This is a genomic window from Streptomyces sp. NPDC025721, assembly GCF_055558595.1.
In genome coordinates, this window is the sequence record NZ_JBVHMF010000001.1 from 906,941 (window position 1) to 929,549 (window position 22,609).

16 protein-coding genes, 1 rRNA gene and 1 pseudogene are annotated in these 22,609 nt (G+C 72.4%); 14 read left to right on the forward strand and 4 right to left on the reverse strand.

The genetic code is table 11. From position 1 onward, the window contains the following. Window positions 1–99: 99 nt before the first annotated feature. Both manB and ACZ4EF_RS03940 read left to right on the forward strand, forming a co-directional pair. A complete protein-coding gene (gene manB, locus ACZ4EF_RS03935) occupies window positions 100–1,239 on the forward strand; it encodes a mannose-1-phosphate guanylyltransferase (RefSeq protein ID WP_467502594.1) in 1,140 nt (379 codons plus the stop codon). A gap of 127 nt (window positions 1,240–1,366) precedes the next feature. Next, complete coding sequence (locus tag ACZ4EF_RS03940; protein ID WP_467502649.1) at window positions 1,367–2,296, forward strand: DNA-3-methyladenine glycosylase family protein; 930 nt, start codon at window positions 1,367–1,369, stop codon at window positions 2,294–2,296. Between the two features lie 1,073 nt (window positions 2,297–3,369). Here ACZ4EF_RS03940 and ACZ4EF_RS03945 read toward each other — a convergent pair. From ACZ4EF_RS03945 to ACZ4EF_RS03955, 3 genes are read right to left on the reverse strand one after another with little or no spacing between them, the layout of a single operon-like run. Next, complete coding sequence (locus ACZ4EF_RS03945; RefSeq protein ID WP_467502596.1) at window positions 3,370–4,689, reverse strand: coenzyme F420-0:L-glutamate ligase; 1,320 nt, start codon at window positions 4,687–4,689, stop codon at window positions 3,370–3,372. Next, a complete protein-coding gene (gene cofD / locus ACZ4EF_RS03950; protein WP_355350057.1) occupies window positions 4,686–5,642 on the reverse strand; it encodes a 2-phospho-L-lactate transferase in 957 nt (318 codons plus the stop codon). Before cofD ends, ACZ4EF_RS03945 begins: the two co-directional genes overlap by 4 nt. A 13-nt stretch (window positions 5,643–5,655) precedes the next feature. Continuing rightward, the gene (locus ACZ4EF_RS03955) at window positions 5,656–6,201 is read right to left on the reverse strand and encodes a cysteine dioxygenase (protein WP_355350060.1); all 546 of its coding nucleotides are present in this window, start codon (window positions 6,199–6,201) and stop codon (window positions 5,656–5,658) included. A 631-nt stretch (window positions 6,202–6,832) separates the two neighbouring features. On the opposite strand from ACZ4EF_RS03955, the gene ACZ4EF_RS03960 reads away from it, so the two are divergent. From ACZ4EF_RS03960 to ACZ4EF_RS03970, 3 genes are all read left to right on the forward strand, one after another. Further along, window positions 6,833–7,096, forward strand: a complete 264-nt coding sequence (locus tag ACZ4EF_RS03960) for a WhiB family transcriptional regulator (RefSeq protein WP_031519519.1) — start codon at window positions 6,833–6,835, stop codon at window positions 7,094–7,096. Window positions 7,097–7,408: 312 nt separating this feature from the next. Further along, window positions 7,409–11,272 (forward strand): glycosyltransferase family 2 protein, encoded by a 3,864-nt coding sequence (locus ACZ4EF_RS03965; RefSeq protein ID WP_467502599.1) that lies wholly within the window; start codon window positions 7,409–7,411, stop codon window positions 11,270–11,272. Beyond that, entirely contained in the window at window positions 11,269–12,732 is a 1,464-nt protein-coding gene (locus tag ACZ4EF_RS03970; protein ID WP_391052895.1) for a DUF5719 family protein, read from the forward strand. Before ACZ4EF_RS03965 ends, ACZ4EF_RS03970 begins: the two co-directional genes overlap by 4 nt. 80 nt (window positions 12,733–12,812) lie before the next feature. Here the strand turns inward: ACZ4EF_RS03970 and ACZ4EF_RS03975 are convergent, their stop codons facing one another. Then, window positions 12,813–13,256 (reverse strand): metallopeptidase family protein, encoded by a 444-nt coding sequence (locus tag ACZ4EF_RS03975; RefSeq protein ID WP_391052892.1) that lies wholly within the window; start codon window positions 13,254–13,256, stop codon window positions 12,813–12,815. A gap of 237 nt (window positions 13,257–13,493) precedes the next feature. Here ACZ4EF_RS03975 and ACZ4EF_RS03980 point away from each other — a divergent pair, with 237 nt between their 5' ends. The 9 genes and pseudogenes from ACZ4EF_RS03980 to ACZ4EF_RS04020 all read left to right on the forward strand — a co-directional run. Next, a complete protein-coding gene (locus ACZ4EF_RS03980) occupies window positions 13,494–13,916 on the forward strand; it encodes a DUF3499 domain-containing protein (RefSeq protein ID WP_355350091.1) in 423 nt (140 codons plus the stop codon). A 225-nt stretch (window positions 13,917–14,141) separates the two neighbouring features. After that, window positions 14,142–15,500 (forward strand): phosphomannomutase/phosphoglucomutase, encoded by a 1,359-nt coding sequence (locus tag ACZ4EF_RS03985; protein WP_467502602.1) that lies wholly within the window; start codon window positions 14,142–14,144, stop codon window positions 15,498–15,500. Between the two features lie 302 nt (window positions 15,501–15,802). Further along, entirely contained in the window at window positions 15,803–15,982 is a 180-nt protein-coding gene (locus tag ACZ4EF_RS03990; RefSeq protein ID WP_188283872.1) for a Trm112 family protein, read from the forward strand. An 83-nt stretch (window positions 15,983–16,065) separates the two neighbouring features. Then, window positions 16,066–17,203 (forward strand): annotated as a pseudogene (locus ACZ4EF_RS03995) (SIS domain-containing protein). A gap of 4 nt (window positions 17,204–17,207) precedes the next feature. Further along, entirely contained in the window at window positions 17,208–18,407 is a 1,200-nt protein-coding gene (manA, locus tag ACZ4EF_RS04000) for a mannose-6-phosphate isomerase, class I (RefSeq protein ID WP_467502604.1), read from the forward strand. A gap of 96 nt (window positions 18,408–18,503) precedes the next feature. Beyond that, complete coding sequence (locus tag ACZ4EF_RS04005; RefSeq protein WP_467502606.1) at window positions 18,504–19,463, forward strand: cation diffusion facilitator family transporter; 960 nt, start codon at window positions 18,504–18,506, stop codon at window positions 19,461–19,463. 236 nt (window positions 19,464–19,699) lie between these two features. Next, on the forward strand, window positions 19,700–21,151 hold the full coding sequence (ahcY, locus tag ACZ4EF_RS04010) for an adenosylhomocysteinase (RefSeq protein WP_355350085.1): 1,452 nt from the start codon (window positions 19,700–19,702) through the stop codon (window positions 21,149–21,151). Window positions 21,152–21,235: 84 nt separating this feature from the next. Then, window positions 21,236–21,850, forward strand: coding sequence for a hypothetical protein (locus ACZ4EF_RS04015; protein WP_467502608.1), 615 nt, complete (start codon window positions 21,236–21,238; stop codon window positions 21,848–21,850). Window positions 21,851–22,324: 474 nt separating this feature from the next. After that, a 16S ribosomal RNA gene (locus ACZ4EF_RS04020) occupies window positions 22,325–22,609 on the forward strand; the annotation flags it as partial.

Here is a 22,609-nt window from a genome sequence, read left to right on the forward strand (position 1 = left end):
CGACTCGGCTCGTCCGTACGGGTGTCTGTGTGGCGGCGCGGCCGACTGTCCGTCAGTTCGTGAATACTCATCTTTACGGCTTATGTCACTATGCTTGCCATGCGAGCACACCCCGCCTCCGCCGTCAGCGCGGAGCGCCCCGTGGAGAGCCCTGCGGCAACCGAAGCGATCCTCCTGGTCGGGGGCAAGGGCACCCGGCTCAGGCCGCTGACCGTGCACACCCCGAAGCCGATGGTCCCGGCGGCCGGAGTCCCGTTCCTCACCCACCAGCTCGCGCGCGCCAGGGCCGCCGGGGTCGAGCACGTGGTGCTCGCCACCTCCTACCTCGCCGAGGTCTTCGAACCGCACTTCGGCGACGGCTCGGCGCTCGGCCTGCACCTCGAATACGTCACCGAGACCGAGCCGCTGGGCACCGGCGGAGCCATCCGCAACGTCTCCCACCGGCTGCGCTCCGCGCCCGGCGACCCCGTCCTGGTCCTCAACGGCGACATCCTCACCGGCCTCGACATCCCCGCCCTCGTCGGCACCCACCGCGCCACCGGCGCCGACATCTCGCTGCACCTGACCAAGGTCGCCGACCCGCGCGCCTTCGGCCTCGTCCCCACCGACGCGGACGGCCGCGTCACGGCCTTCCTGGAGAAGCCGCAGACGCCGGAGGAGATCGTCACCGACCAGATCAACGCGGGGTGTTACGTCTTCACCCGCTCGGTCATCGACACCATTCCGGCCGGGCGGCCGGTCTCCGTCGAACGCGAGACCTTCCCCGACCTGCTCGCCGCCGGCGCCCACCTCCAGGGCATGGTCGACTCCACCTACTGGCTCGACCTCGGCACCCCGCAGGCGTTCGTCCGCGGCTCCGCCGACCTCGTACTCGGCCACGCGCCGTCCCCCGCCGTCGCGGGCCTCGGCGGCGACCACCTCGTCCTGACCGGCGCCCATGTCGCCGCCGACGCCAAGCTCTCCGGCGGCACCTGTGTCTCCACGGGCGCCGTCATCGGGGCCGGCGCCCGCGTCGACGGCAGCACCGTGCTGTCCGGCGCCACCGTCGAGCCCGGCGCCGTCGTCCGCGACTCGCTCGTCGGCATCGGCGCCGTCATCGGCGCCCGCACGGTCCTCGACGGCGCCGTCGTGGGCGACGGCGCGCACATCGGCCCCGACAACGAACTGCGCGACGGCGTACGGATCTGGTGCGGAGCCCGGATTCCGGCGGGCGCGGTGCGGTTCTCGTCGGACCAGTAGGGCGGGGGGCTCGGCTTTACGGGGGCGGGGCGGCGGGTGCGTCGGAGGGGGCGGATACGCTCGCCGGGTGCCTCTCCCGCGACCCCGACCCGCCTCCACCACCGCCACCGCCGCTTGCACGGCGTCGGTGTCATCGGCGGCTCCCGCGGCTCCGCGTACCCGGTCCTGGTCGCCTGCCGGGCCGCTCGACATCCGGCTCACCCTCAACCCGCTCTGCCGCGGCTACGGCGACCCCGCCTTCCGGATCGACCCGGACGGCACCGTCTGGCGGGCCAGCCGCACGCCCGACGGCGCGGGCACCCTCCGCCTGACCGGAAGTCCCGCGACGATCGAGGCCCACGCGTGGGGGCCCGGCGGCCAGTGGCTGCTCGACGCGCTGCCCGCGCTGCTCGGCGCCGACGACGATCCGGCCGCGTTCACGCCCCGGCACCGGCTCGTGCACGCCGCGCACCGGCGCCACCCAGGTCTGCGGCTGACCCGTACCGGGCTCGTCCTCGAATCGCTGATCCCCTCCATCCTGGAACAGAAGGTCACCACCACCGAGGCGTACCGGGCCTGGCGGCTTCTGCTCCACCGCCACGGAGAGGCCGCGCCGGGGCCGGCGGGCGCCGAGCGCATGCGCGTCATGCCCGACGCGCGGGGGTGGGCCCTGGTCCCGTCCTGGGACTGGCACCGGGCGGGGGTCGACAACAAGCGCGCCTCCACCGTCCTGCGGGCCGTCCGGGCCGCCTCCTCGCTCGAAGGGCTCACCGCCCTTCCGCCCGGCGAGGCGGCCACGCGGCTCCAGTCGGTGCCCGGGATCGGGCCCTGGACGGCTGCCGAGACGCTTCAGCGCAGTCATGGGGCCGCCGATGCCGTGACGGTCGGGGACCTGCACCTGCCGCATCGGGTCGGGTACGCCCTCACGGGTGAGCGCCGCTCTTCCGATGAGGTCATGCTCGGTCTTCTCGCCCCCTACGCGGGGCAGCGGCACCGTGCCGCCCGCCTCATCCTCCTCAACTCTCCCGCCCCGCCCCGCCGCGCCCCCCGCCTGGCCCCCAACCCTCCTGGCCGCTAGCCCTCTTGCCCTTTGTCTTTGCCCGCCCGCCCACCCGTGCGGGTGCTTTCTTCGTCTGCGGGTGCCGCCTGTGCCTGGGTCGGTGCCGGTCCGGGGCACCTCCTCGAAATGCGGCTACCTGGCCTTGCTCATCCAGTGCCCTTCTTGTCACCGCATTTCTGCGGGGGCACCCCGGCCCGTCCCCTCCCGGTACGTCGGCGTCCGCCTGTCCGGTGGGGGTTGCCGGGGAGGTTAGGGGGTTCTTTCGGCGGGCCGCCCTGCGCCGGTGGCCCCTCCCGGTGGGCCGCAGAGCTCGGGCCCTTCCCCAAGCGCCCCACAAAACCCCTGCGGCTAGCCCCACACCCGCCCTGAGGACCAGGTGGCCCCTTAACCCCCAGCCCCCCACCCCCTCCGGCGGCCGTCAGGTTGCGGACCCGGGCCGAACCGTCGAACCCGGCAAGACCCGGGCCCCGCCCCCTTCACCCGAGCGAAGAGCCGGGCGGTGCAGAGCCCGCCCCCCGGCCCCCCTGTCCAGCCCACCCGTTCCCGCCCACCCGGTTGGACGGCAGGGCTCCCACTCACCCCCCTCCCAGCACCCCCACCGGCGGCCGGACGCCGACGTACCGGAGCCCACCCCCCCGCCAGCACCCTCACCGGACCGTCGGACGCCGACGTACCCGAGCCCACCCACCCCCGCCCCGGCACCACGGCGGACCGTCGGCCGTCCCCGCACCTAGGCCCACCCACCCCCCTCCGCCACCCCCACCGACAGCCTGACGCCGACGTACCCGAGCCCACCCACCCCCGCCCCGGCACCACAGCGGACCGTCGGCCGTCCCCGCACCTCGGCCCACCCACCCCCCTCCCGGCAACCCCCACCGGACAGGCGGACGCCGACGTACCGGGAGGGGACGGGCCGGGGTGCCCCCGCAGAAATGCGGTGACAAGAAGGGCACCGGATCAGCAAGGCCAGGTAGCCGCATTTCGAGGAGGTGCCCCGGACCGGCACCGACCAGGCACAAGCGGCACCCGCAGACGAAGAAAACACCCGCACGGGTGGGCGGGCGGGCAAAGACAACCCCCCCGGAGGGGGCTCAGCGAACGGCGATGAAGGCGGCGGAATCGCGAGCCGGCCGAACGGCCGGCGCGGCGGCCGGCCGCCCAATGGCCACGGCCCCCATGGGATCCCAGTCGGCGGGAAGCCGAAGGACGTCGCGGACGACGTCACGGCAGAACATCGTCGAGGAAACCCACGCGGAGCCAAGCCCCTCCCCGGCAAGCGCCACAAGAAAGTTCTCGACGGCCGCCCCCACCGCCACCACGAACATCTCCCGCTCCGCGGCCCCCCGCCGCGCATCCGGATAGGCGTGAGCCCCGTCGGCGACAAGGCACGGCACGACGAGATAAGGAGCGCGCCGCAGCACGTCCCCCCGCCGAAGCCGCCGTGCCACGGACTCCTCGGAGAAACCGTCGCGCCGCAGGTCCGCCGCCCAGGCGTCCCGCATGGCGTCGAGCAACCGCTCCCGTGTCTCGGCCGACTCCAGGAGGACGAACCGCCACGGAGTGGTGTGGTGGGGGGCGGGCGCGGTGACGGCGAGCGCGACGGCACGTCGAACGGCGGCGGGATCGACCGCGTCGTCGGTGAACTCCCGTACCGTCCGCCGCAGCGAGACTGCCTCGCGTACGGCCTCGGAGGTGCCGAGCCGGAACATGTCGTTGGCGGCGGCCCGCACAAGAGGCCGCGCGCCGGAATCGTCGCCGTCGGCGAGAGCGTCCTCGGCGGCGACGACCTCGCCGAGCCCCCGTACGACGGCCACCGGCAACCCCCCGACCTTCCCCTTCACCAGGTCCCCGGCGGCGGCCAGCTCGTCACCGGTGGCGGTCACCGTCACGGACATGAGGTTGCCGTGGCTGTCGAGACCGCCGCGGAGGTCGTCCAGGACGCGGACCCCGGCGGCGCCGATGGCGACGTCGGTGAGACCTTCGCGCCAGGGCCGCCCGAAGGTGTCGGTGACGATGACGCCGACGCGTACGCCGAGGATCTCGCGGAGGCCGTCCCGGACGCGCCGGGCGGAGGCGTCGGGGTCCTCGGGGAGCAGAAGGATGGTTCCCGCCGCGGTGTTGGAGGCGTCGACGCCCGCCGCGGCCATGACGAAGCCGTGCCGGGTCTCGACGATGCGGGTGGGTCCGCGGCGGGCGACGAGGCGTACGGCCTCGGCGTCGATGGCGGCCTCGCGGTCGTCGGCGTTGACGATCCGGCCCTCGGCCTTGCTGACGATCTTGGAGGTGACCAGCAGGACGTCGCCGTCGGCGAGTTCGGTCCCGGTGGCGGCGATGAGCTTGGCGATGTCGGCGCCCGGCTGCACCTCGCCGATGCCGGGGACGGCGAACACCTCGTAGCGGGGCGCGTTCATGCCCGTACCTCCTCGGCGAGCGTCAGCGCCTCCCTGGCCATCTGGGCCGTGGCCTCGGGGCCGTCCATGAGCAGCGGGATGGCCCGGCAGCGGATTCCGGCGGCCTCGACCTCGGGGACGGCGGCGGCGTCGACGGTGTCGACCAGCCAGCCGTCGAGCAGCCCGGAGCCGTAGTGCGCGGCGACGGCCGCGGCCGTCGACTCGACCCCGACGGCGGCCAGCACCTTGTCGGCCATGCCGCGCACGGGGGCGTCGCCGATGAGGGGGGAGAGGCCGACGACCGGTACCCCGGCCTCGGCGATGGCCTCGCGGATGCCGGGCACGGCGAGGATGGTGCCGATGCTGACGACGGGGTTGGACGGCGGGAAGACGATGACGTCCGCCTCGCCGATCGCCTCCAGGACGCCGGGAGCGGGCTTGGCGCCCTCCGCGCCGACCGGCACGACGGCGTGCGCGGGGACGGAGGCGCGCAGCCGTACCCAGTACTCCTGGAAGTGAACGGCCTTGCGCTCGCCGTCGATCTCGACCAGCACGTGGGTCTCGATCCGGTCGTCGGACATCGGGATGAGCCGCACGCCGGGCTTCCAGCGGGCGCACAGCGCTTCGGTGACGGCGCTGAGCGGGTAGCCCGCGCCGATCATCTGTGTGCGCACGATGTGGGTGGCGAAGTCCCGGTCGCCGAGACCGAACCACTCGGGGCCCACGCCGTACGCGGCGAGTTCCTCCTTGACCGCGAAGGTCTCCTCGGCCCGCCCCCAGCCCTGCTCCTCGTGGATGCCGCCGCCGAGGGTGTACATCACGGTGTCGAGGTCGGGGCAGACCTTCAAACCGAACAGATGGATGTCGTCTCCGGTGTTGCCGATGACGGTGATCTCCGCCTCCGGCGCCGCTGCCTTCAGGCCGCGCAGAAAGCGCGCCCCTCCAATACCTCCGGCCAGAACCACGATTCGCATGGTTCCCAGTCTGTCAGCCCGCCGCGGCGGCCCGTGAGGTATCGGCCCGCGGGGCGGCGGACGTGCAGGCGTACGGGGTCATCTTGGTGAGGCCGGGGAAGTAGACGTGCAGGCTCACCGCGGGTTCCAGCGCGTCGTTGACGACCTCGTGGACGTAACCGGGCGCGAAGGCACGCTGCGCGCCCGCCGACAGCACCCGGTTGACCTCGCGGCCGACGCCGCCCGAGGCCCCCGTGCTCGCATCCGGCAGCGCCCGCTCGCGCAGCGCGCCTTGGAGCACGGTGAGCACACCGGACGACAGGCCGTGGTCGTGCAGCCCGCTGCTCTGACCGGGCAGCCAGCTCAGCAGCCACACCTCGTAGCCGGGGCCGCGGCGCAGCCGCGCGTACCAGCGGGTGGTGGCGTCGTAGCGCACCTGGGGGGCCCATCGCTCGCGGTCGGCGGCGATGGAGCGGGCGAGCCCGGCGAACTCCGCGACGGTGCGTGGGTGTTGCGGCACCGGGGGGAGCAGGTGGGGAAGGGCGAGCGGGTCACCGGCGATCGAGACATCGCTGTACATGAAGGTGTGTTCCTCGTGATGCGCGAGTGGCTAGGCGGTGCCAGGTCCGTGACAGGTCCTGGGCAGGGGGCTCAGCGGCAACAACAGGAACGACAACAGCTCTGGGCGAGCGCGACGCAGCGGGACTCGCGACGGCGAGTCCGGGTAGGCGCGTGGTGCTCAGCAGGCATGCCGCCAAGGAGACCGGTCGCGCCCGTACCTTGTCAACCGGATGTCCGGAATGTCGCGAATCTTTCACCTGATCCGGCTGGAAGGGTTGGTGAAAGGTTTGTGCGCAGAAGTGTGCGGATATGTGGTGCCCAACCGCATGAAGAGCACGTTGTGCTGTTGTGCTTCTGTGATCGGAATGTGATCCACAACGCTTCACCCGAATGGCGGAACGTGGCGCGTCGCCAAGGCGTCTGACGAGGTGTGAACGGTGGATCGGCGGGACCATGGTTGACGGATACCGGATTTTAGGCCGATATCAACACTTTCTGTCACCTCTTGGTTCAGCGGAGTGAATAACGGGCCCAATAGCAGATCTCGGCTTGACTGGCCCGGATCGGCACACTTGTAATTTCACTCGTGTCGTTAGGCCGCTCATGGTGACGGCAACATCACGGGGAAGCACGACAGACGAGGGGCGCGCATGACCGAGCAGTTCCAGTTGCTGCTGGCCGAAGAGGCCGACGAGGAACTCGGCTGGCAGGAGCGCGCGCTGTGTGCGCAGACCGACCCCGAGTCGTTCTTCCCGGAAAAGGGCGGTTCCACGCGTGAGGCGAAGAAAGTCTGCCTCGCCTGTGAAGTCCGTTCCGACTGCCTGGAGTACGCCCTGGCCAACGACGAACGCTTCGGCATCTGGGGCGGCCTGTCCGAGCGGGAGCGCCGCCGCCTGAAGAAGGGCGTCGTCTGACCCACGCGACCGGGCCGACGACCGGTCCCAGGACCGGGTCCGCGGCAGGGCGCCGACCGAGCCCTGACCGCGCCCCCGACCCCTCGCGCGGCACCGCGCACCGGCCCGATCACAGCTCCCGCACACCCCGCTTGCAGCCCGCGTACAGCCCGCTTTCCGCGCCCACCGGCACGGGAGGCGGGCTGCCGTTGTTCTCACACTCGGACGGAGCCCCCGGTGTAAGCCGTTAGTGTGGGGGCCCGTCCGAGACGTTCCCCGCCGCCGGCGGCCGATGCGTCAACCGCAGTCCAGCGAACCGGGGCCCGAACCTCGATGTCCGTGAACAGCCCAGCACCGGCCTTCTTCCCGGCCGGCATCCCTGAGTTCCCGCGCCACGTCGTCACCGCCGTGCTCGTCGCGCACGACGGCGCGCGCTGGCTGCCCAAAGCCCTCGCCGGCCTGCTCTCCCAGGACCGCCCTGTCCAGGACGTGATCGCCGCCGACACCGGCAGCGCGGACGACTCCGCGCGGCTGCTCGCCGACTCCCTCGGCGACCAGCGCGTCCTGCACCTGGCCCGCCGCACCGGCTTCGGCGCCGCCGTCGAGGAGGCCGCCAGGGTCGCCGCGCCGCTCAGCGCCGAGCAGTTGCCGTACCTGGGACGCCGCAGCGGCTGGGACCCGGTCAGCCGCAGTTGGAACGACGACGCGTACGACGAGCCCGAGCAGCCGCACGGCGACCCCGTCCAGTGGCTGTGGCTGCTGCACGACGACTGCGAGCCCGACCCCGGAGCGCTCGCCGCCCTGCTGCGCACCGCGGACGCCTCGCCGTCCGCCTCGATCATCGGCCCCAAGCTGCGGAGCTGGTTCGACCGCAGGCAGCTCCTCGAAGTCGGCGTCAGCATCGCCCGCAGCGGTCGCCGTTGGACCGCGCTCGAACGCCGCGAGCAGGACCAGGGCCAGCACGACCAGACCCGCCCGGTGCTCGCCGTGTCGTCCGCGGGCATGCTGGTGCGCCGCGACGTGTGGGAGGAGCTGGGCGGATTCGACCGCAGGCTGCCCCTGATGCGCGACGACGTCGACTTCTGCTGGCGCGCCCAAGCGGCGGGCCACACCGTGCTGGTCGCTCCCGACGCCGTCATGTGGCACGCCGAGGCCGCCTCCCGCGAGCGCCGTCCGGTCGACTGCGCGGGCCGCTCCTCGGTCAACCCGCACCGCGTCGACAAGGCCGGCGCCGTCTACACCCTGCTGGCCAACACCCGCGGCCCGCTGCTGCCCTATGTGATGCTGCGGATCGCCGTCGGCACCATATTGCGCACGCTCGCCTATCTCGTCGGCAAGGTGCCGGGACAGGCCGTCGACGAGATCGTCGGACTGCTCGGCGTCCTGCTGCGCCCCGGACGGGTGCTGGCCGCCAGACGCAGAAGAGGCCGCGGCGCCGTACCGCCCTCCGAATTGCGACCGCTCTTCCCGCCACCCGGCGCGACCGTACGCGCCACCGTCGACCAGGTCGTCAGCAACATCGCGGGCCGCGCGGACGCCGCGTCCGCCGCCGCGGGACGCCACGGCGGCTCCGTCGAGTCCGGACCGGGCGACGAGGACGGCGACTTCCTGGAAGTCGAGCAATTCGCGCGGCTCAAGCGCGTCGCCCGCAAGCCGGGCCCCGTGCTCTTCGCCGTCCTGCTCGTCGTCTCGCTCGCCGCCTGCCGTTCACTGCTCGGCGGGGGAGCCCTCTTCGGCGGCGCCCTGCTGCCCGCCGACCCCGGCGCCTCCGACCTGTGGGGCACCTACACGGGTTCCTGGCACGCGCTGGGCACCGGCGGCACCCAGGCCGCGCCCCCGTACATCGCGGTCCTCGCGCTCTTCGCGACCGTGCTCTTCGGCTCCACGGGACTCACCCTCACCCTGCTGCTGGTGGCCTCGGTGCCGCTGGCCGGGATCACCGCCTACTTCGCCTCCCGCCCGCTCGTCGAGTCGCGCCTGCTGCGCGCCTGGGCGTCGGTCGCGTACGCCTTCCTGCCCGCCGCCACCGGGGCGCTGGCCACCGGACGGCTCGGCACCGCCGTCCTGGCCATCCTGCTGCCGCTGATGGCGCGCGCCGCCGTCGGCGCCGCGGGCCTCCAGCTCGGCGATGGCGCGATCGAGCGCGGCGCACGGCCCGGCTGGCGCTCCACCTGGGCGCTGGCGCTGATGCTCACCTTCACCACCGCCTTCACCCCGGTCACCTGGCCGATCGCCCTGACACTGGCCGCCGCCACCCTCGGCTGGCGCATGGCCCGCGGCCAGCAGCAGCTCCTGGTCCCGCAGCTCCTGCGCTTCGCGGCCCTGCTGATCACCCCGATCGTGCTGCTCGCCCCCTGGTCGCTGACGCTGCTCGTGCACCCCGGACGCCTGCTGCACGAGGCGGGACTGCCGTACGGCGACAAGGGCGTCTCCGGCATCGACCTGCTGATGCTCAGCCCCGGCGGCCCCAAGGCGGGCGCCGCCTTCCTGCTGATCGGCGTCGTCCTGGCCGCGCTCGCCGCCCTGATGCGCGACACCCGCCGCCCGGCGATCGTCGCCGCCTGGGCCGCCGCCGCGACCGGACTGCTCTTCGCCGTCATCGAGAACACCAAGGCGTGGGCGGGCCCCGCCACCCTCGTCTACGGTCTCGCCCTGCTGGCCGCCGCCGCGATCGGCGCGGAAGGCGCCAAGGAGCGGATCGCCGCCAGCGGCTTCGGCTGGCGCCAGCCCGTCGCGGGCCTGATCGCGCTGGCCGCGGCCCTCGCGCCGCTGCTGGCCGCCTTCACCTGGGTCGCCGACGGCGCGAACGGCCCCATCAAGCGCCAGGACCCGCAGCAGGTGCCCGCCTTCGTCGCCGAGGAGAGCACCTCCCGCGACCAGGCCCGCACCCTGGTGCTCAACGGCACCGCGGGCCGCATCTCGTACTCCCTGGTGCGCGGCGCGGGCGCGCGGATCGGCGACGCCGAACTGGCCGCGGAGGCGTCCCGCGACAGCGAACTCGACACCGTCGTCGCCAACCTGGTGGCGGGTTCCGGCGCCGACCAGGGCAGCCGCCTCACCGGATACGCCATCCGCTACGTACTGGCGCAGAAGGGCGCGCCGCGCTCGGTGGGCCGCGTCCTGGACAGCACCCCGGGCCTGTCCCGGGTGAGCCAGGCGGACGGCAGCGAATTGTGGCGCGTCAACGACGCGGTCTCCAGGATCGCGATCACCAGCAAGGGCGCGCAGTCCGTCGCCGTCGCGGCCGGCAAGGTCGAGGCGCACACCACGGTGCCCGCGGGTCCCGAAGGCCGCGTATTGCGCCTGGCGGACTCCGCCGCGCCCGGCTGGCACGCCACCCTGAACGGATCCGCGCTGCCCAGAACGACCGTCGACGGCTGGGCGCAGGGCTTCCAGCTGCCCGCCACCGGCGGCCGTCTGGACGTCACCTATGAGGAGCCGTTCACCCACACCTTCTGGCTGGGCGCGCAGGGACTGCTGCTGCTCGTGGTCATCGTGCTGGCCCTGCCGGGCCGCCGCCGCGAGATCGACGACGACCTGCCGGAGGCCGACGCGCCCAGCGCCGTCCAGATTCCCGCACAAGGTGCGGGCGAGGGCCGTCGCGCCCGCCGCCTCCAGGCGGCGGCCGACGCCGAGGCCGCCGCGGCCGATCCCGACACCGCGGAGGCCGAGGGCCAGGAGCAGGCGGCCTACGCGGCCCAGCAGGCCCACCACGGTCGGCAGGGCCAGGACGGGCCCGCGGGCCCCGACGCACCGCCGCAGACCCCGTACGACCCCTCTGAGGGCGGTTACGACCCGTACGCGGTACCTGCCCCCGACACCGGCGAGCAGTTCTACGGCTACCCGCGGCAGGACCCCGGCTACGGCACCGACCCCGCCCAGCAGCAGTGGGACGGGCAGCAGCAGTACGCGGCGGAGCCAGGCACGTACGAGCAGCAGCAGGTCGGCTACACCGACCAGTACGGCTACCCGCAGCAGCCCCCGCCGCCCTACGACCCGTACGCGACGACCGGCCACGAAGAGGCGGCCGGTTACGACGAGACGGCGGGTTACGACCAGCAGCAGCCGCAGCAGCAGTACGACGGGCAGGCGCCGTACGGCGGACAGCAGCCCTACGACCCGGCCGCGTACCCCGACCCGGCCGCCCCGTACTACGCCGAAGACGACCAGCGCCGCGACGGGAGCGACCACCAGTGAACCGCAGCACGATCTCCCTGGCGGGCGCCGTCGCCGCCCTGGCCGTACTGACCGGCGCCGCCGTGGTGTCCGGCGGCGGCGACCGGGACACCGCGCCGGTGGCCTCCGCGGCCCGGCTGCCCGTACAGCGCAGCAATCTGCTGTGCCCGGCGCCGTCCTCGTCGGAATTCGCCAACACCACCTACACCTCGTTCACCCCGCAGGGGACGGCGGGCGCGACCGGCTCCGGTAGCGCGCAACTGGTCCCCGCGACGCCCAAGGGCAAGGCGCTCACCCCGCTGAAGGCCGCGGGCAAGCCCGCCACCAGCTCCACCGACAAGCCCGACGCGCCCGCCCTGATCGGTACGGCCGACGGGCCGCTCGCGCCCGGCTGGACCGTCCAGCAGACCACCGTCGTGGACACCGGGGCGGGCCGCGGCCTGCTCGGCGCGTCCTGCGTGGCGCCGGACAGCGAATTCTGGTTCGCGGGCGCCAGCACGGGACCCGACCGGCAGGACTTCCTGCACCTGGTGAACCCCGACGACACCCCGGCGGTCGTCGACATCGAGCTGTACGGCAAGGACGGCCTGCTGAAGGCGTCCACCGGCGACGGCGTCACCGTGGCGGGCAAGTCCGCCAAGCCGGTGCTGCTGTCCACCCTGGTCGCGGACAAGGCGCAGGACCTCACCGTGCACGTCGTGGCGCGCAGCGGCCGGGTCGGCGCGGCCGTTCAGGCCATCGACAAGAAGCTCGGCAGCGACTGGCTGACCCCGGCCGCCGAGCCCGCCACGAGCCTGGTGCTGCCCGGCATCCCCGCCGACGCCGCGACCGTGCGCCTGGTGGTGTACGCGGCCGGTTCCGACGACGCCGACCTCACGCTGAAGCTGGCGACGCCGACCGGCTCGATCACCCCCGCGGGACACGAGACGCTGCACGTCAAGAGCGGTATGACCAGCGCGGTCGACCTCGGTGACCTCACCAAGGGCGAGGCGGGTTCGCTGGTCATCACCTCCAGCCAGGTCCACGCGGCGGTCCCCGTGGTGGCGGGCCTGCGGGTGACGCGCGGCAAGGGCGCCAAGCAGGAGATGGCGTTCCTGCCCGCCACCCCGGCGATCGAGACCCGCTCCACCGTCGCCGACAACCGCACCAAGGGCTCCACCTTGTCGCTGGTCGCCGTCGGCCAGGACGCCAGTGTGAAGATCACCGCGTCGGCCGGATCCTCCGGCGGTGAGCCGGTGTCGAAGACGGTCAGCGTCAAGGCGGGGACGACCGTCGCCGTCCCGCCGCCGCTGCCCGCGTCCGGCAAGGGCACGTTCGCCGTGACCGTCGAGCGCGTCTCCGGCGGAAGCGTCTACGCCTCACGGACGCTGGCGCTCCCGCTGGACGGGGTGCCGATGTTCACGATCCAGCCGATGTCCGACGACCACGGCATGGTGGATGTTCCCGCCGCCCGCGCCGACCTGGGGATTCTCAACCACTAGAGCGTTTTCCCGCATATGGTGCGGTCCTCGCGGGCCGCACCATATGCGGGCGGTCCGCGTCGGGGCCGCGCCGGGCCGTGTCAGTCCTCGCCGTACTTCGGGTCGACGTTCTCGGGGGACAGGCCGAGCAGCTCCGCGACCTGCTCCACGACGATCTCGTGCACCAGGAGCGCCCGCTCATCGCGGGTCTTGGCGCGGATCTCCACCGGGCGCCGGTAGACCACGATGCGGCTCGGCCGGTCCTTGCCCGCGCCGATGAGACGGCCCAGCGGCACCGTGTCGTCGTCCGTCGGCGGGGTGTCCTGCGGCCAGGGCACCTCCTGGACGGCGAATTCGACGTCGGCGAGCTGCGGCCAGCGCCTTTCCAGCCGGTCGGCGGCGTCGCGCACCAGGTCGTCGAAGGCGTCGGCGCGGCTGAGCGCCAGCGGCACCTGCGGGGGCGCGATGGGCCCGCGCATCCCACGTCCGTGGCGGTCGCGGTGGCGCGGACGGGGTGCGGAAGGAGGAGGTGCCGAGCTTTCCATCAGCGATGAGCCTAGCCCTCCCGCCGGGTGCGCACAGGACGGACACCACGCAGTCAGCATCTGGCCATAGATCAGACGCATATGCGCCAGCCGCCGCCTTTCCCGGCCGTGACCGCGTGTCGTACTTCTCCCGCACCTCCGCCCCGCGCCTGCCATGTGTTTTCCGTCCGCGCAGGTCAGCGCGGCGGCCGTCACACGGCACGATTCCGGGGGCACGTGACGACACGACCGGGTGAGCTGGCGGAGAGTCGTCGCGGCCCGCTCAAGAGTGCGGTACCGTCCAACCTCGTGAGCCTTGTACGTCGCTGTTCGCGCACCGCATGCGGCCGTCCCGCCGTCGCGACGCTGACGTACGTCTACGCGGACTCCACCGCCGTTCTCGGACCGCTCGCCACGTACGCGGAACCGCACTGCTACGACCTGTGCTCCGAGCACTCCGAGCGGCTGACCGCGCCCCGTGGCTGGGAAGTCGTCCGCCTGGCGACGGACACCGGTCCCGTCGGGCCCAGCGGCGACGACCTCGAAGCGCTCGCCAACGCGGTGCGCGAGGCGGCCCGCCCCCAGGAGCGCCGCCAGCAGGGCCCTGGCCCGCGCGACATCGACCCGCTGGAAGTGGCCCGCCGCGGCCATCTGCGCGTGCTCCGCTCGCCCGAGCAGTAGCAGCCGGCCTCACCTCCCGTCCCCACCGCGCGGTCCCCACCCCGCGCAAGCCGCCCCTCGCGCCGTCCCGTTGACCCTTTCGGGGCTCCCGTGACGCCACCCCTCGCGTCGCGGCGGCGGCGAAAAACTCCGCTCACCCCATCGGGGTAGGTTGTGGTGGAAACTCCACCGCGCCGCCCACCGGCGCCGTTCCGACCCTTCACCAGAGTTCACCAGAGGTGTGCAGTGGCCGATTTGTCGCAGCTCGTCAAGGCCTACGACGTGCGCGGAGTCGTACCCGACCAGTGGGACGAGCCGCTCGCCGAGATCTTCGGCGCCGCCTTCGCCACGGTCACCGACGCCACGGCGATCGTCGTCGGACACGACATGCGGCCCTCGTCCCCCGGCCTGTCCGCCGCCTTCGCGCGCGGCGCCGCCTCCCGCGGTGCGGACGTCACCGGGATCGGCCTGTGCTCCACCGACGAGCTGTACTTCGCCAGCGGGCAACTCGACCTGCCCGGCGCCATGTTCACGGCCAGTCACAACCCGGCGCGGTACAACGGCATCAAGATGTGCCGCGCGGGCGCCGCCCCCATCGGCCAGGACACCGGCCTCGCCGACATCCGCGCGCTCGCGGAGAAGTGGCTGGAGAACGGCGTCCCCGCCGTCGACGCGGAAACCGGCACCCTGGTGCGGCGCGACGTGCTCGGCGACTACGCCGCCTATCTGCGCTCGCTGGTCGACCTCTCCGGAATCCGGCCGCTCAAGGTGGTCGTGGACGCGGGCAACGGCATGGGCGGCCACACCGTGCCCACCGTCCTCGACGGGCTGCCCGTCGACCTGGTGCCGATGTATTTCGAACTGGACGGCACCTTCCCCAACCACGAGGCCAACCCGCTCGACCCGAAGAATCTGGTCGACCTCCAGGCGCGGGTCCGCGAGACCGGCGCCGACATCGGCCTGGCCTTCGACGGCGACGCCGACCGCTGCTTCGCGGTGGACGAGCGCGGCGAACCCGTCTCCCCGTCCGCGGTGACCGCCCTGGTCGCCGCCCGCGAACTGGCCAAGCACCCCGGCGCCACGATCATCCACAACCTGATCACGTCCTGGTCGGTGCCCGAGGTGGTCAGGGAACACGGCGGCGTCCCGGTGCGCACCCGTGTCGGCCACTCCTTCATCAAGCAGGAAATGGCCGACTCCGGCGCCGTCTTCGGCGGCGAGCACTCAGCGCACTACTACTTCCGCGAGTTCTGGAACGCCGACACCGGCATGCTCGCCGCCCTCCACCTGCTGGCCGCCCTCGGCGCCCAGGACGGCCCGCTGTCCGCCCTCGTCGCCGCCTACGACCGCTACGCGGGCTCCGGCGAGATCAACAGCACCGTCGCCGACCAGGCCGCGAGCACCGCGGCGGTCCGCGCCGCCTTCGCCGGCCAGGACGGCGTCACCTTCGACGAGCTGGACGGGCTCACGGTCACGTCCGCCGACTGGTGGTTCAACCTCCGCGCCTCCAACACCGAGCCGCTGCTGCGGCTGAACGTCGAGGCGCGCGACGCGGAGGGCGTGGCCCGCGTCAGGGACCAGGTCCTGGCGATCGTCAGGACCTGAGCCCGCGTGGTCTCGCGGGCCCGACGCGGGGTGGGGCCTACGCGGCCGGGGGTACGCGGGCCGGTCGTCGTACGGGTCCCGTCGCCGTACGGGCGCGGTCACCGCATGGGCGCTCCCGGAGTTATCCACAGGCCGCACTCGGGGCCGGGCGCTACGGCTATAGGCTGAGAACGTACGCGGCGGGAGCCGTCGGCCCGGCCCGGGACCGTACCGCTCGGAGCACGCGCCCGCCGTATCCCGACCGCAGTCCCGCGCGCGGTGGCACCTCGCCGCTCGCCGCACCCAGCACGGAGGACCCCACCATGCCGCTCGTCGAACCCAGCCTCCTGGAAATCCTCGCCTGCCCGGCGTGCCACGCCCCGCTCCGCGAGGACGCCGACGCGAACGAGCTGGTCTGCACCTCCGACACGTGCGGCCTCGCCTACCCCGTACGCGACGACATCCCCGTACTCCTCGTCGACGAGGCCCGCCGCCCCCGCTGACACCCCCGCACGACCGCCGGACCGCCCGTCCGCCCCATCCATCCGCCGACCCTGACCAGGCCGCTTCCGACCGGGAGGTCGCGTTGTTCGACGAGTCGCTGCTTGAGGACCCCGAAGCGCTGGCCCGCGCGGACAGCCGCGGACTGCTGCTGGGCGTCGCCGCCGCCGGCGCCCGCGTACGCACCGCGCTGCGCCTGGCCGAAGAGGCCGGAGTCACCGCGCTGCGGCCCGACGGCCGCCCCCGGACCGTCCTGCTCGCGGCCAGCGGACCCGACGCCGCCGCGGTCGCCGACCTGCTGGTCGCCCTCGGCTCCGGCACCTGCCCCGTCGAGGTGCTGCCGCCCACAGGACCCACCCCGCAACAGTCCCGCTGGACACTGCCCGGCTGGGCGGGACCGCTCGACCTGCTGCTGCTCATCACCCCGCAGGGCAGCGAGCAGGGCCTGACCGACCTCGTGGAACAGGCATACCGCCGCGGCTGCACCGCCGCCGCCGTCACCCCGGTCAAGGCACCGCTCGCCGAAGCCGTGGAACAGGTGCACGGCATGGCCCTGCCGTTCGCCGCGCCCTTCGGCAACGGCGCGGACCCCGCGGACGAGGACCCCGCCAACGACGCGGGCGCCTTCTGGGCGCTCCTCGCCCCGCTGCTCGCCCTCGCCGACCGGATCGGCCTGCTGAGCGCACCCACCCAGGCGCTGTACGGCGTCGCCGACCGGCTCGACGAGGTCGCCGCCCGCTGCGGCCCCGCCATCGCCACGTACACCAACCCGGCCAAGACCCTCGCGGCCGAACTGGCCGACGCCCTCCCGGCTGTTGTGGAGCCAGGGCCGGCTCTCCGCCACCGCCGCCCGCCGCTTCGCGACCGTGCTCGGCACCCGCGCGGGCCAGCCCGCGCTCACCGCGGAACTGCCCGCCGCGCTCACCGTCCACGGCCCCCTCCAGGCCAGCGCCCTCGCCCTGGCCGCCGACCCCGAGGACTTCTTCCGCGACCGCGTCGAAGAACCCGGGGGACTGCGCCTGCGGATCGTGCTCCTCCAGGAGAACTCCGAGCAGCCCGGACCCGCCACCCCCGCCGCCCGCGAGCAGGCGTACGCCCACGACACCCCGCTCAGCGAGATCGCCGCCGCCCCCGGCGGCCCGCTCGACACCGCGGCCGAACTGATCGCCCTCGCGGATTTCGCCACCGTCTACCTGACCGTCGCCTCGGCTGAGAGATCATGACCGCATGAACCGCCTCACCAACACGATCCGCCCCTACGCCTGGGGATCCACCACCGCCATCCCCGAACTGCTCGGCACACCGCCGACCGGCGAACCCCAGGCCGAACTGTGGATGGGCGCCCACCCCGGCGCGCCCTCCCGGATCGACCGCGGCGAAGGCCCCGTCGCACTCGACACGGTGATCGCGGCCGACCCTCGCGCCGAACTCGGCGACACCACCGTCAAGCGCTTCGGCCCCCGGCTGCCCTTCCTGTTCAAGGTGCTGGCCGCGGGCGCGCCGCTCTCCGTCCAGGTCCACCCCGACCTCGCGCAGGCCAAGGCCGGATTCGCCGACGAGGAAGCCCGCGGCATCCCGACCGACGCCCCCGACCGCAACTACAAGGACGCCAACCACAAGCCCGAAATGCTCGTGGCGCTCTCCCCGTTCGACGGACTGTGCGGCTTCCGCCGCCCCACCGACGCCGCCGACCTCATCGACGGCCTCGGCGTCCCCGCCCTCGCGCCCTACGCCGACATCCTCCGCGCCCACCCCGAGGACAAGGCGCTGCGCGAAGTCCTCGCCGCCGTCCTCACCGCGGAACCCGAGGCGATGGCCGAGTCCGTCACCGCCGCGGCCGAGGCCGCCGCCCGGCTGTCCACCACCGACAGCACGTACGCCGCGGACTACGCCGCCTACGCCCAGGCCGCCCACAGCTTCCCCGGCGACCGCGGCGTCATCGCCGCGATGCTGCTCAACTACGTACGCCTGCAACCCGGCGAAGCCCTCTACCTCGGCGCGGGCGTCCCGCACGCCTACCTCGACGGCCTCGGCGTGGAGATCATGGCCAACTCCGACAACGTCCTGCGCTGCGGCCTCACCCCCAAGCACATCGACGTCCCCGAACTCCTGCGCGTCGTCCGCTTCGAGGCCGGCGACCCCGGCGTCCTGCGCCCCGAGGCCGCCCCCGACGGCGAAGAGCTGTACGCGGCGCCGATCGACGAATTCCGGCTCTCCCGCTACGTCCTGGCCCCCGGCGCGCAGGCCCGCACCCTCGACTCCGGCACCCCGCAGATCCTGCTCTGCACCGCGGGCCGGGCCGAACTGCGCGACGGCGACGGCACCGCCTTGACGCTGGCCCCCGGCGAGTCGGCGTACGTCCCCGCGAGCGAGCGCACCACCCTGACCGGCGAAGGCACCGTCTTCCGGGCCACCGTGGCCGCCTGACGCACCAAAAGCCCGACGGGCTGCAACAATGTGCGTCCGCAACGCCCGGTACGACAAGACACAGACCCCGGGCCGACGAAAGGGACCCCAGCACCTATGAGCGCGTCAGGCGGAACACGGGCGATCGTCGCGGCGCTGAGCGCCAACCTGGCCATCGCCGTGGCCAAGTTCGTGGCCTTCGCGTTCAGCGGCTCGTCCTCGATGCTCGCCGAAGGCGTGCACTCCATCGCCGACTCCGGCAACCAGGCGCTGCTCCTGATCGGCGGCAAGAAGGCCAAGCGCGCCGCCAACGACGAGCACCCCTTCGGCTACGGCAGGGAACGCTACGTCTACGCCTTCCTCGTCTCGATCGTGCTGTTCTCCGTCGGCGGCATGTTCGCGGTCTACGAGGGCTACGAGAAGATCCGCCACCCGCACGAGATCGAGCACTGGTACTGGCCGGTCGGCGTCCTCGTCTTCGCGATCATCGCCGAGGGCTACTCCTTCCGCACCGCCATCAAGGAGTCCAACCACACCCGCGGCAAGCAGTCCTGGGCCGAGTTCATCCGCCGCGCCAAGGCACCCGAACTCCCCGTCGTCCTCCTGGAGGACTTCGGCGCCCTCATCGGCCTCGTCCTCGCCCTGATCGGCGTCGGCATCGCCCTCGCCACCGGCGACGGCGTCTGGGACGGCATCGGCACCCTCTGCATCGGCCTGCTGCTCATCACCATCGCCCTCGTCCTCGCGGCCGAGACCAAGTCGCTGCTGATCGGCGAAGGCGCGGGACCCGACTCGCTGGCCAGGATCCGCGCCGCCGTCGTCGACGGCGACACCGTCACCGGCGTCATCCACATGCGCACCCTGCACCTCGGCCCCGAAGAACTCCTCGTCGCCGCCAAGATCGCCGTGCAGCACGACGACACCGCCGCCGAGGTCGCCCGCGCCATCGACGCCGCCGAGGAACGCATCCGCGCCGCGGAACCCTTCGTCCGCGTCGTCTACCTGGAACCCGACATCTACAGCGAGCAGGCCGCCGCCGCGGGCCCCGACCCGGACCAGACTCCTGGCGGCCGGTGACCGGAAGCGCACTGGGGCGGACCGCCCGTCCGGTGTAGCTTTGTCGTAGCCAGACGTCGCTGCTGATGGCGGTCGGGCGGGTCATCTCGCGATGCCCGGCCGAGGGAGAGAGGGCCTCCGACGGATTGCGCTGCCGCTAGGGGACGGGTGTGTCCGCACGATGGCACCCCCGTACATGCCCCGTGGCCGCGCCGTATCCACGTCCGCCTCGACCGCAGCACCGAGGAGCACTTCATATGACCACCACCGCCACCGACTTCAAGGTCGCGGACCTCTCGCTTGCCGCCTACGGCCGCAAGGAGATCACCCTCGCCGAGCACGAGATGCCCGGCCTGATGTCCATCCGCAACGAGTACGCCGCCGCGCAGCCGCTGGCCGGCTCGCGGATCACCGGCTCGCTGCACATGACCGTGCAGACCGCCGTCCTGATCGAGACCCTCGTCGCCCTCGGCGCCGAGGTCCGCTGGGCGTCCTGCAACATCTTCTCCACCCAGGACCACGCGGCCGCGGCCATCGCCGTCGGCCCGAACGGCACCGAGGAGAACCCGCAGGGCATCCCCGTCTTCGCCTGGAAGGGCGAGACGCTCGAAGAGTACTGGTGGTGCACGGAGCAGGCCCTGACCTGGCCGAACACCGCCACCGGCGGCCCCAACATGATCCTGGACGACGGCGGCGACGCCACGCTCCTGGTCCACAAGGGCGTCGAGTTCGAGAAGGCCGGCGCCGCCCCGGACCCGGCCACCGCGGAGAGCGAGGAGGAGCAGTTCGTCCTCCGCCTCCTCAACCGCACCCTCGGGGAGAACCCGCAGAAGTGGACGCAGCTCGCGTCCGAGATCCGCGGCGTCACCGAGGAGACCACCACCGGCGTCCATCGCCTCTACGAAATGCAGCAGGACGGCTCGCTGCTCTTCCCGGCGATCAACGTCAACGACGCGGTCACCAAGTCGAAGTTCGACAACAAGTACGGCTGCCGCCACTCCCTGATCGACGGCATCAACCGCGCCACCGACGTCCTCATCGGCGGCAAGGTCGCCGTGGTCTGCGGCTACGGCGACGTCGGCAAGGGCTGCGCGGAGTCGCTGCGCGGCCAGGGCGCCCGCGTCGTCATCACCGAGATCGACCCGATCTGCGCGCTCCAGGCGGCGATGGACGGCTACCAGGTCGCCACCCTCGACGACGTCGTCGGCATCGCCGACATCTTCGTCACCACGACCGGCAACAAGGACATCATCCTGGCCTCCGACATGGCCAAGATGAAGCACCAGGCCATCGTCGGGAACATCGGCCACTTCGACAACGAGATCGACATGGCCGGCCTCGCGAAGATCCCCGGCATCGTCAAGGACGAGGTCAAGCCGCAGGTCCACACCTGGACCTTCCCCGACGGCAAGACGTTGATCGTGCTGTCCGAGGGCCGCCTGCTCAACCTGGGCAACGCGACCGGCCACCCCTCCTTCGTGATGTCCAACTCCTTCGCGGACCAGACCCTGGCCCAGATCGAGCTGTTCACCAAGCCGGAGGAGTACCCGATCGGCGTCTACGTGCTCCCCAAGCACCTGGACGAGAAGGTCGCCCGTCTCCACCTGGACGCGCTGGGCGTCAAGCTCACCACGCTCCGCCCGGAGCAGGCCGCCTACATCGGCGTGAAGGTCGAAGGCCCCTACAAGTCCGACCACTACCGCTACTGATCCACCGCGCGCTGGCCCCCGTCTCCCGTCCGAGGCGGGGGCCTCGCACGTCACCGGCACACCGAAAGACACCGAGACCCCACCATGCCCCGAGGCCGTTACTCGTTCCACGACACACACGACCACACCCCCCTCGGTGCAGAACACTTCCACTGCGCCACCGGCCCCTCCGGCTGGCGCTACACCGCGCAGACCACCACCCCCGGCGGCGATCACACGGGCTCGGTCGACCTCACCCTCGACCAGCTCGGCCGCCCCATCCGCCTCGAACTCCACGCGTCCGCCTGGCAGGTACGCGGAGCCGCGCTCGACGGCGTCACCTGGGTCCGTACCGACCCCACCGGCGAACACGCCCAGGAGGGCAACGCCGCCGCCCATGCCTTCACCGGTGCCTCGCCCGCGTTCCTGATCGCCACCGCGCGACTGCTCCGCCTGGAACCCGGCGGCCCCGCCACCCGCGTACGTCTCGTGTCATTCCGGCCCCCCGTGCTCGCGCCCCTCACCGTGGACCAGTCCTGGTCCTTGATCACCAGGACAGCACACCCCACTGACAACGGGCCGCTGGCTGTGGACGAATACCAGGTCAACGACCTCGCGACCGGCGATCAGCACGACGTCCACATCGCCGGGGACGTGGTCCTCGCGGCCCCCGGCATCGAGCTGGAAGACCTGGAGACCCCTCCGTCGACCTTCGCGTGAGGCCGCCTGAAAGTTCCTCACCGTGAACCGTTGACTCAAGGTTGGCGGGGAGGTAGGTTAGAACGGTTGTCACGAGCTGGACACGTCCGCTGGTGACCAACTAGGATCCATGTCGCTTCGCTCGACGAAGACACACCACCCAAGCCGAGAGAAATCTCAGTTCGGGCATCCGTGTCTCCGAAACGCGAGTGGTAATTCCGACCAGTGAACTTCTGCTAAAGTCGGAGACACGACGAAGGGAAAGCCCGGAGGGCCGGTGAAACGGTCTGAAGGAAGCTTCCGTTCCTTGAGAACTCAACAGCGTGCCAAAAGTCAACGCCAGATATGTTGATACCCCGTCTTCGCGGACCGATTGTGGTTCGTGGGGCGTGGTTCCTTTGAAGAACAAAACACAGCGAGGACGCTGTGCGCGACGGGGATTATTCCTCCCGGTCGCGCCGCTCTTGCGTGTTGTTCCGGGATATCCCGGTGACATTCACGGAGAGTTTGATCCTGGCTCAGGACGAACGCTGGCGGCGTGCTTAACACATGCAAGTCGAACGATGAAGCCTTCGGGTGGATTAGTGGCGAACGGGTGAGTAACACGTGGGCAATCTGCCCTGCACTCTGGGACAAGCCCTGGAAACGGGGTCTAATACCGGATAATACCTTCTCTCGCATGGGAGTGGGTTGAAAGCTCCGGCGGTGCAGGATGAGCCCGCGGCCTATCAGCTTGTTGGTGGGGTGATGGCCTACCAAGGCGACGACGGGTAGCCGGCC

Excerpts from the sequence above, each read along its gene's own strand:
- manB (WP_467502594.1), top strand. The coding sequence starts at position 100 with ATGCGAGCACACCCCGCCTCCGCCGTCAGCGCGGAGCGCCCCGTGGAG.
- ACZ4EF_RS03945 (WP_467502596.1), bottom strand. The coding sequence starts at position 4,689 with ATGAACGCGCCCCGCTACGAGGTGTTCGCCGTCCCCGGCATCGGCGAG.
- cofD (WP_355350057.1), bottom strand. The coding sequence starts at position 5,642 with ATGCGAATCGTGGTTCTGGCCGGAGGTATTGGAGGGGCGCGCTTTCTG.
- ACZ4EF_RS03955 (WP_355350060.1), bottom strand. The coding sequence starts at position 6,201 with ATGTACAGCGATGTCTCGATCGCCGGTGACCCGCTCGCCCTTCCCCAC.
- ACZ4EF_RS03960 (WP_031519519.1), top strand. The coding sequence starts at position 6,833 with ATGACCGAGCAGTTCCAGTTGCTGCTGGCCGAAGAGGCCGACGAGGAA.
- ACZ4EF_RS03965 (WP_467502599.1), top strand. The coding sequence starts at position 7,409 with ATGTCCGTGAACAGCCCAGCACCGGCCTTCTTCCCGGCCGGCATCCCT.
- ACZ4EF_RS03975 (WP_391052892.1), bottom strand. The coding sequence starts at position 13,256 with ATGGAAAGCTCGGCACCTCCTCCTTCCGCACCCCGTCCGCGCCACCGC.
- ACZ4EF_RS03990 (WP_188283872.1), top strand. The coding sequence starts at position 15,803 with ATGCCGCTCGTCGAACCCAGCCTCCTGGAAATCCTCGCCTGCCCGGCG.
- manA (WP_467502604.1), top strand. The coding sequence starts at position 17,208 with ATGAACCGCCTCACCAACACGATCCGCCCCTACGCCTGGGGATCCACC.
- ACZ4EF_RS04005 (WP_467502606.1), top strand. The coding sequence starts at position 18,504 with ATGAGCGCGTCAGGCGGAACACGGGCGATCGTCGCGGCGCTGAGCGCC.
- ahcY (WP_355350085.1), top strand. The coding sequence starts at position 19,700 with ATGACCACCACCGCCACCGACTTCAAGGTCGCGGACCTCTCGCTTGCC.
- ACZ4EF_RS04015 (WP_467502608.1), top strand. The coding sequence starts at position 21,236 with ATGCCCCGAGGCCGTTACTCGTTCCACGACACACACGACCACACCCCC.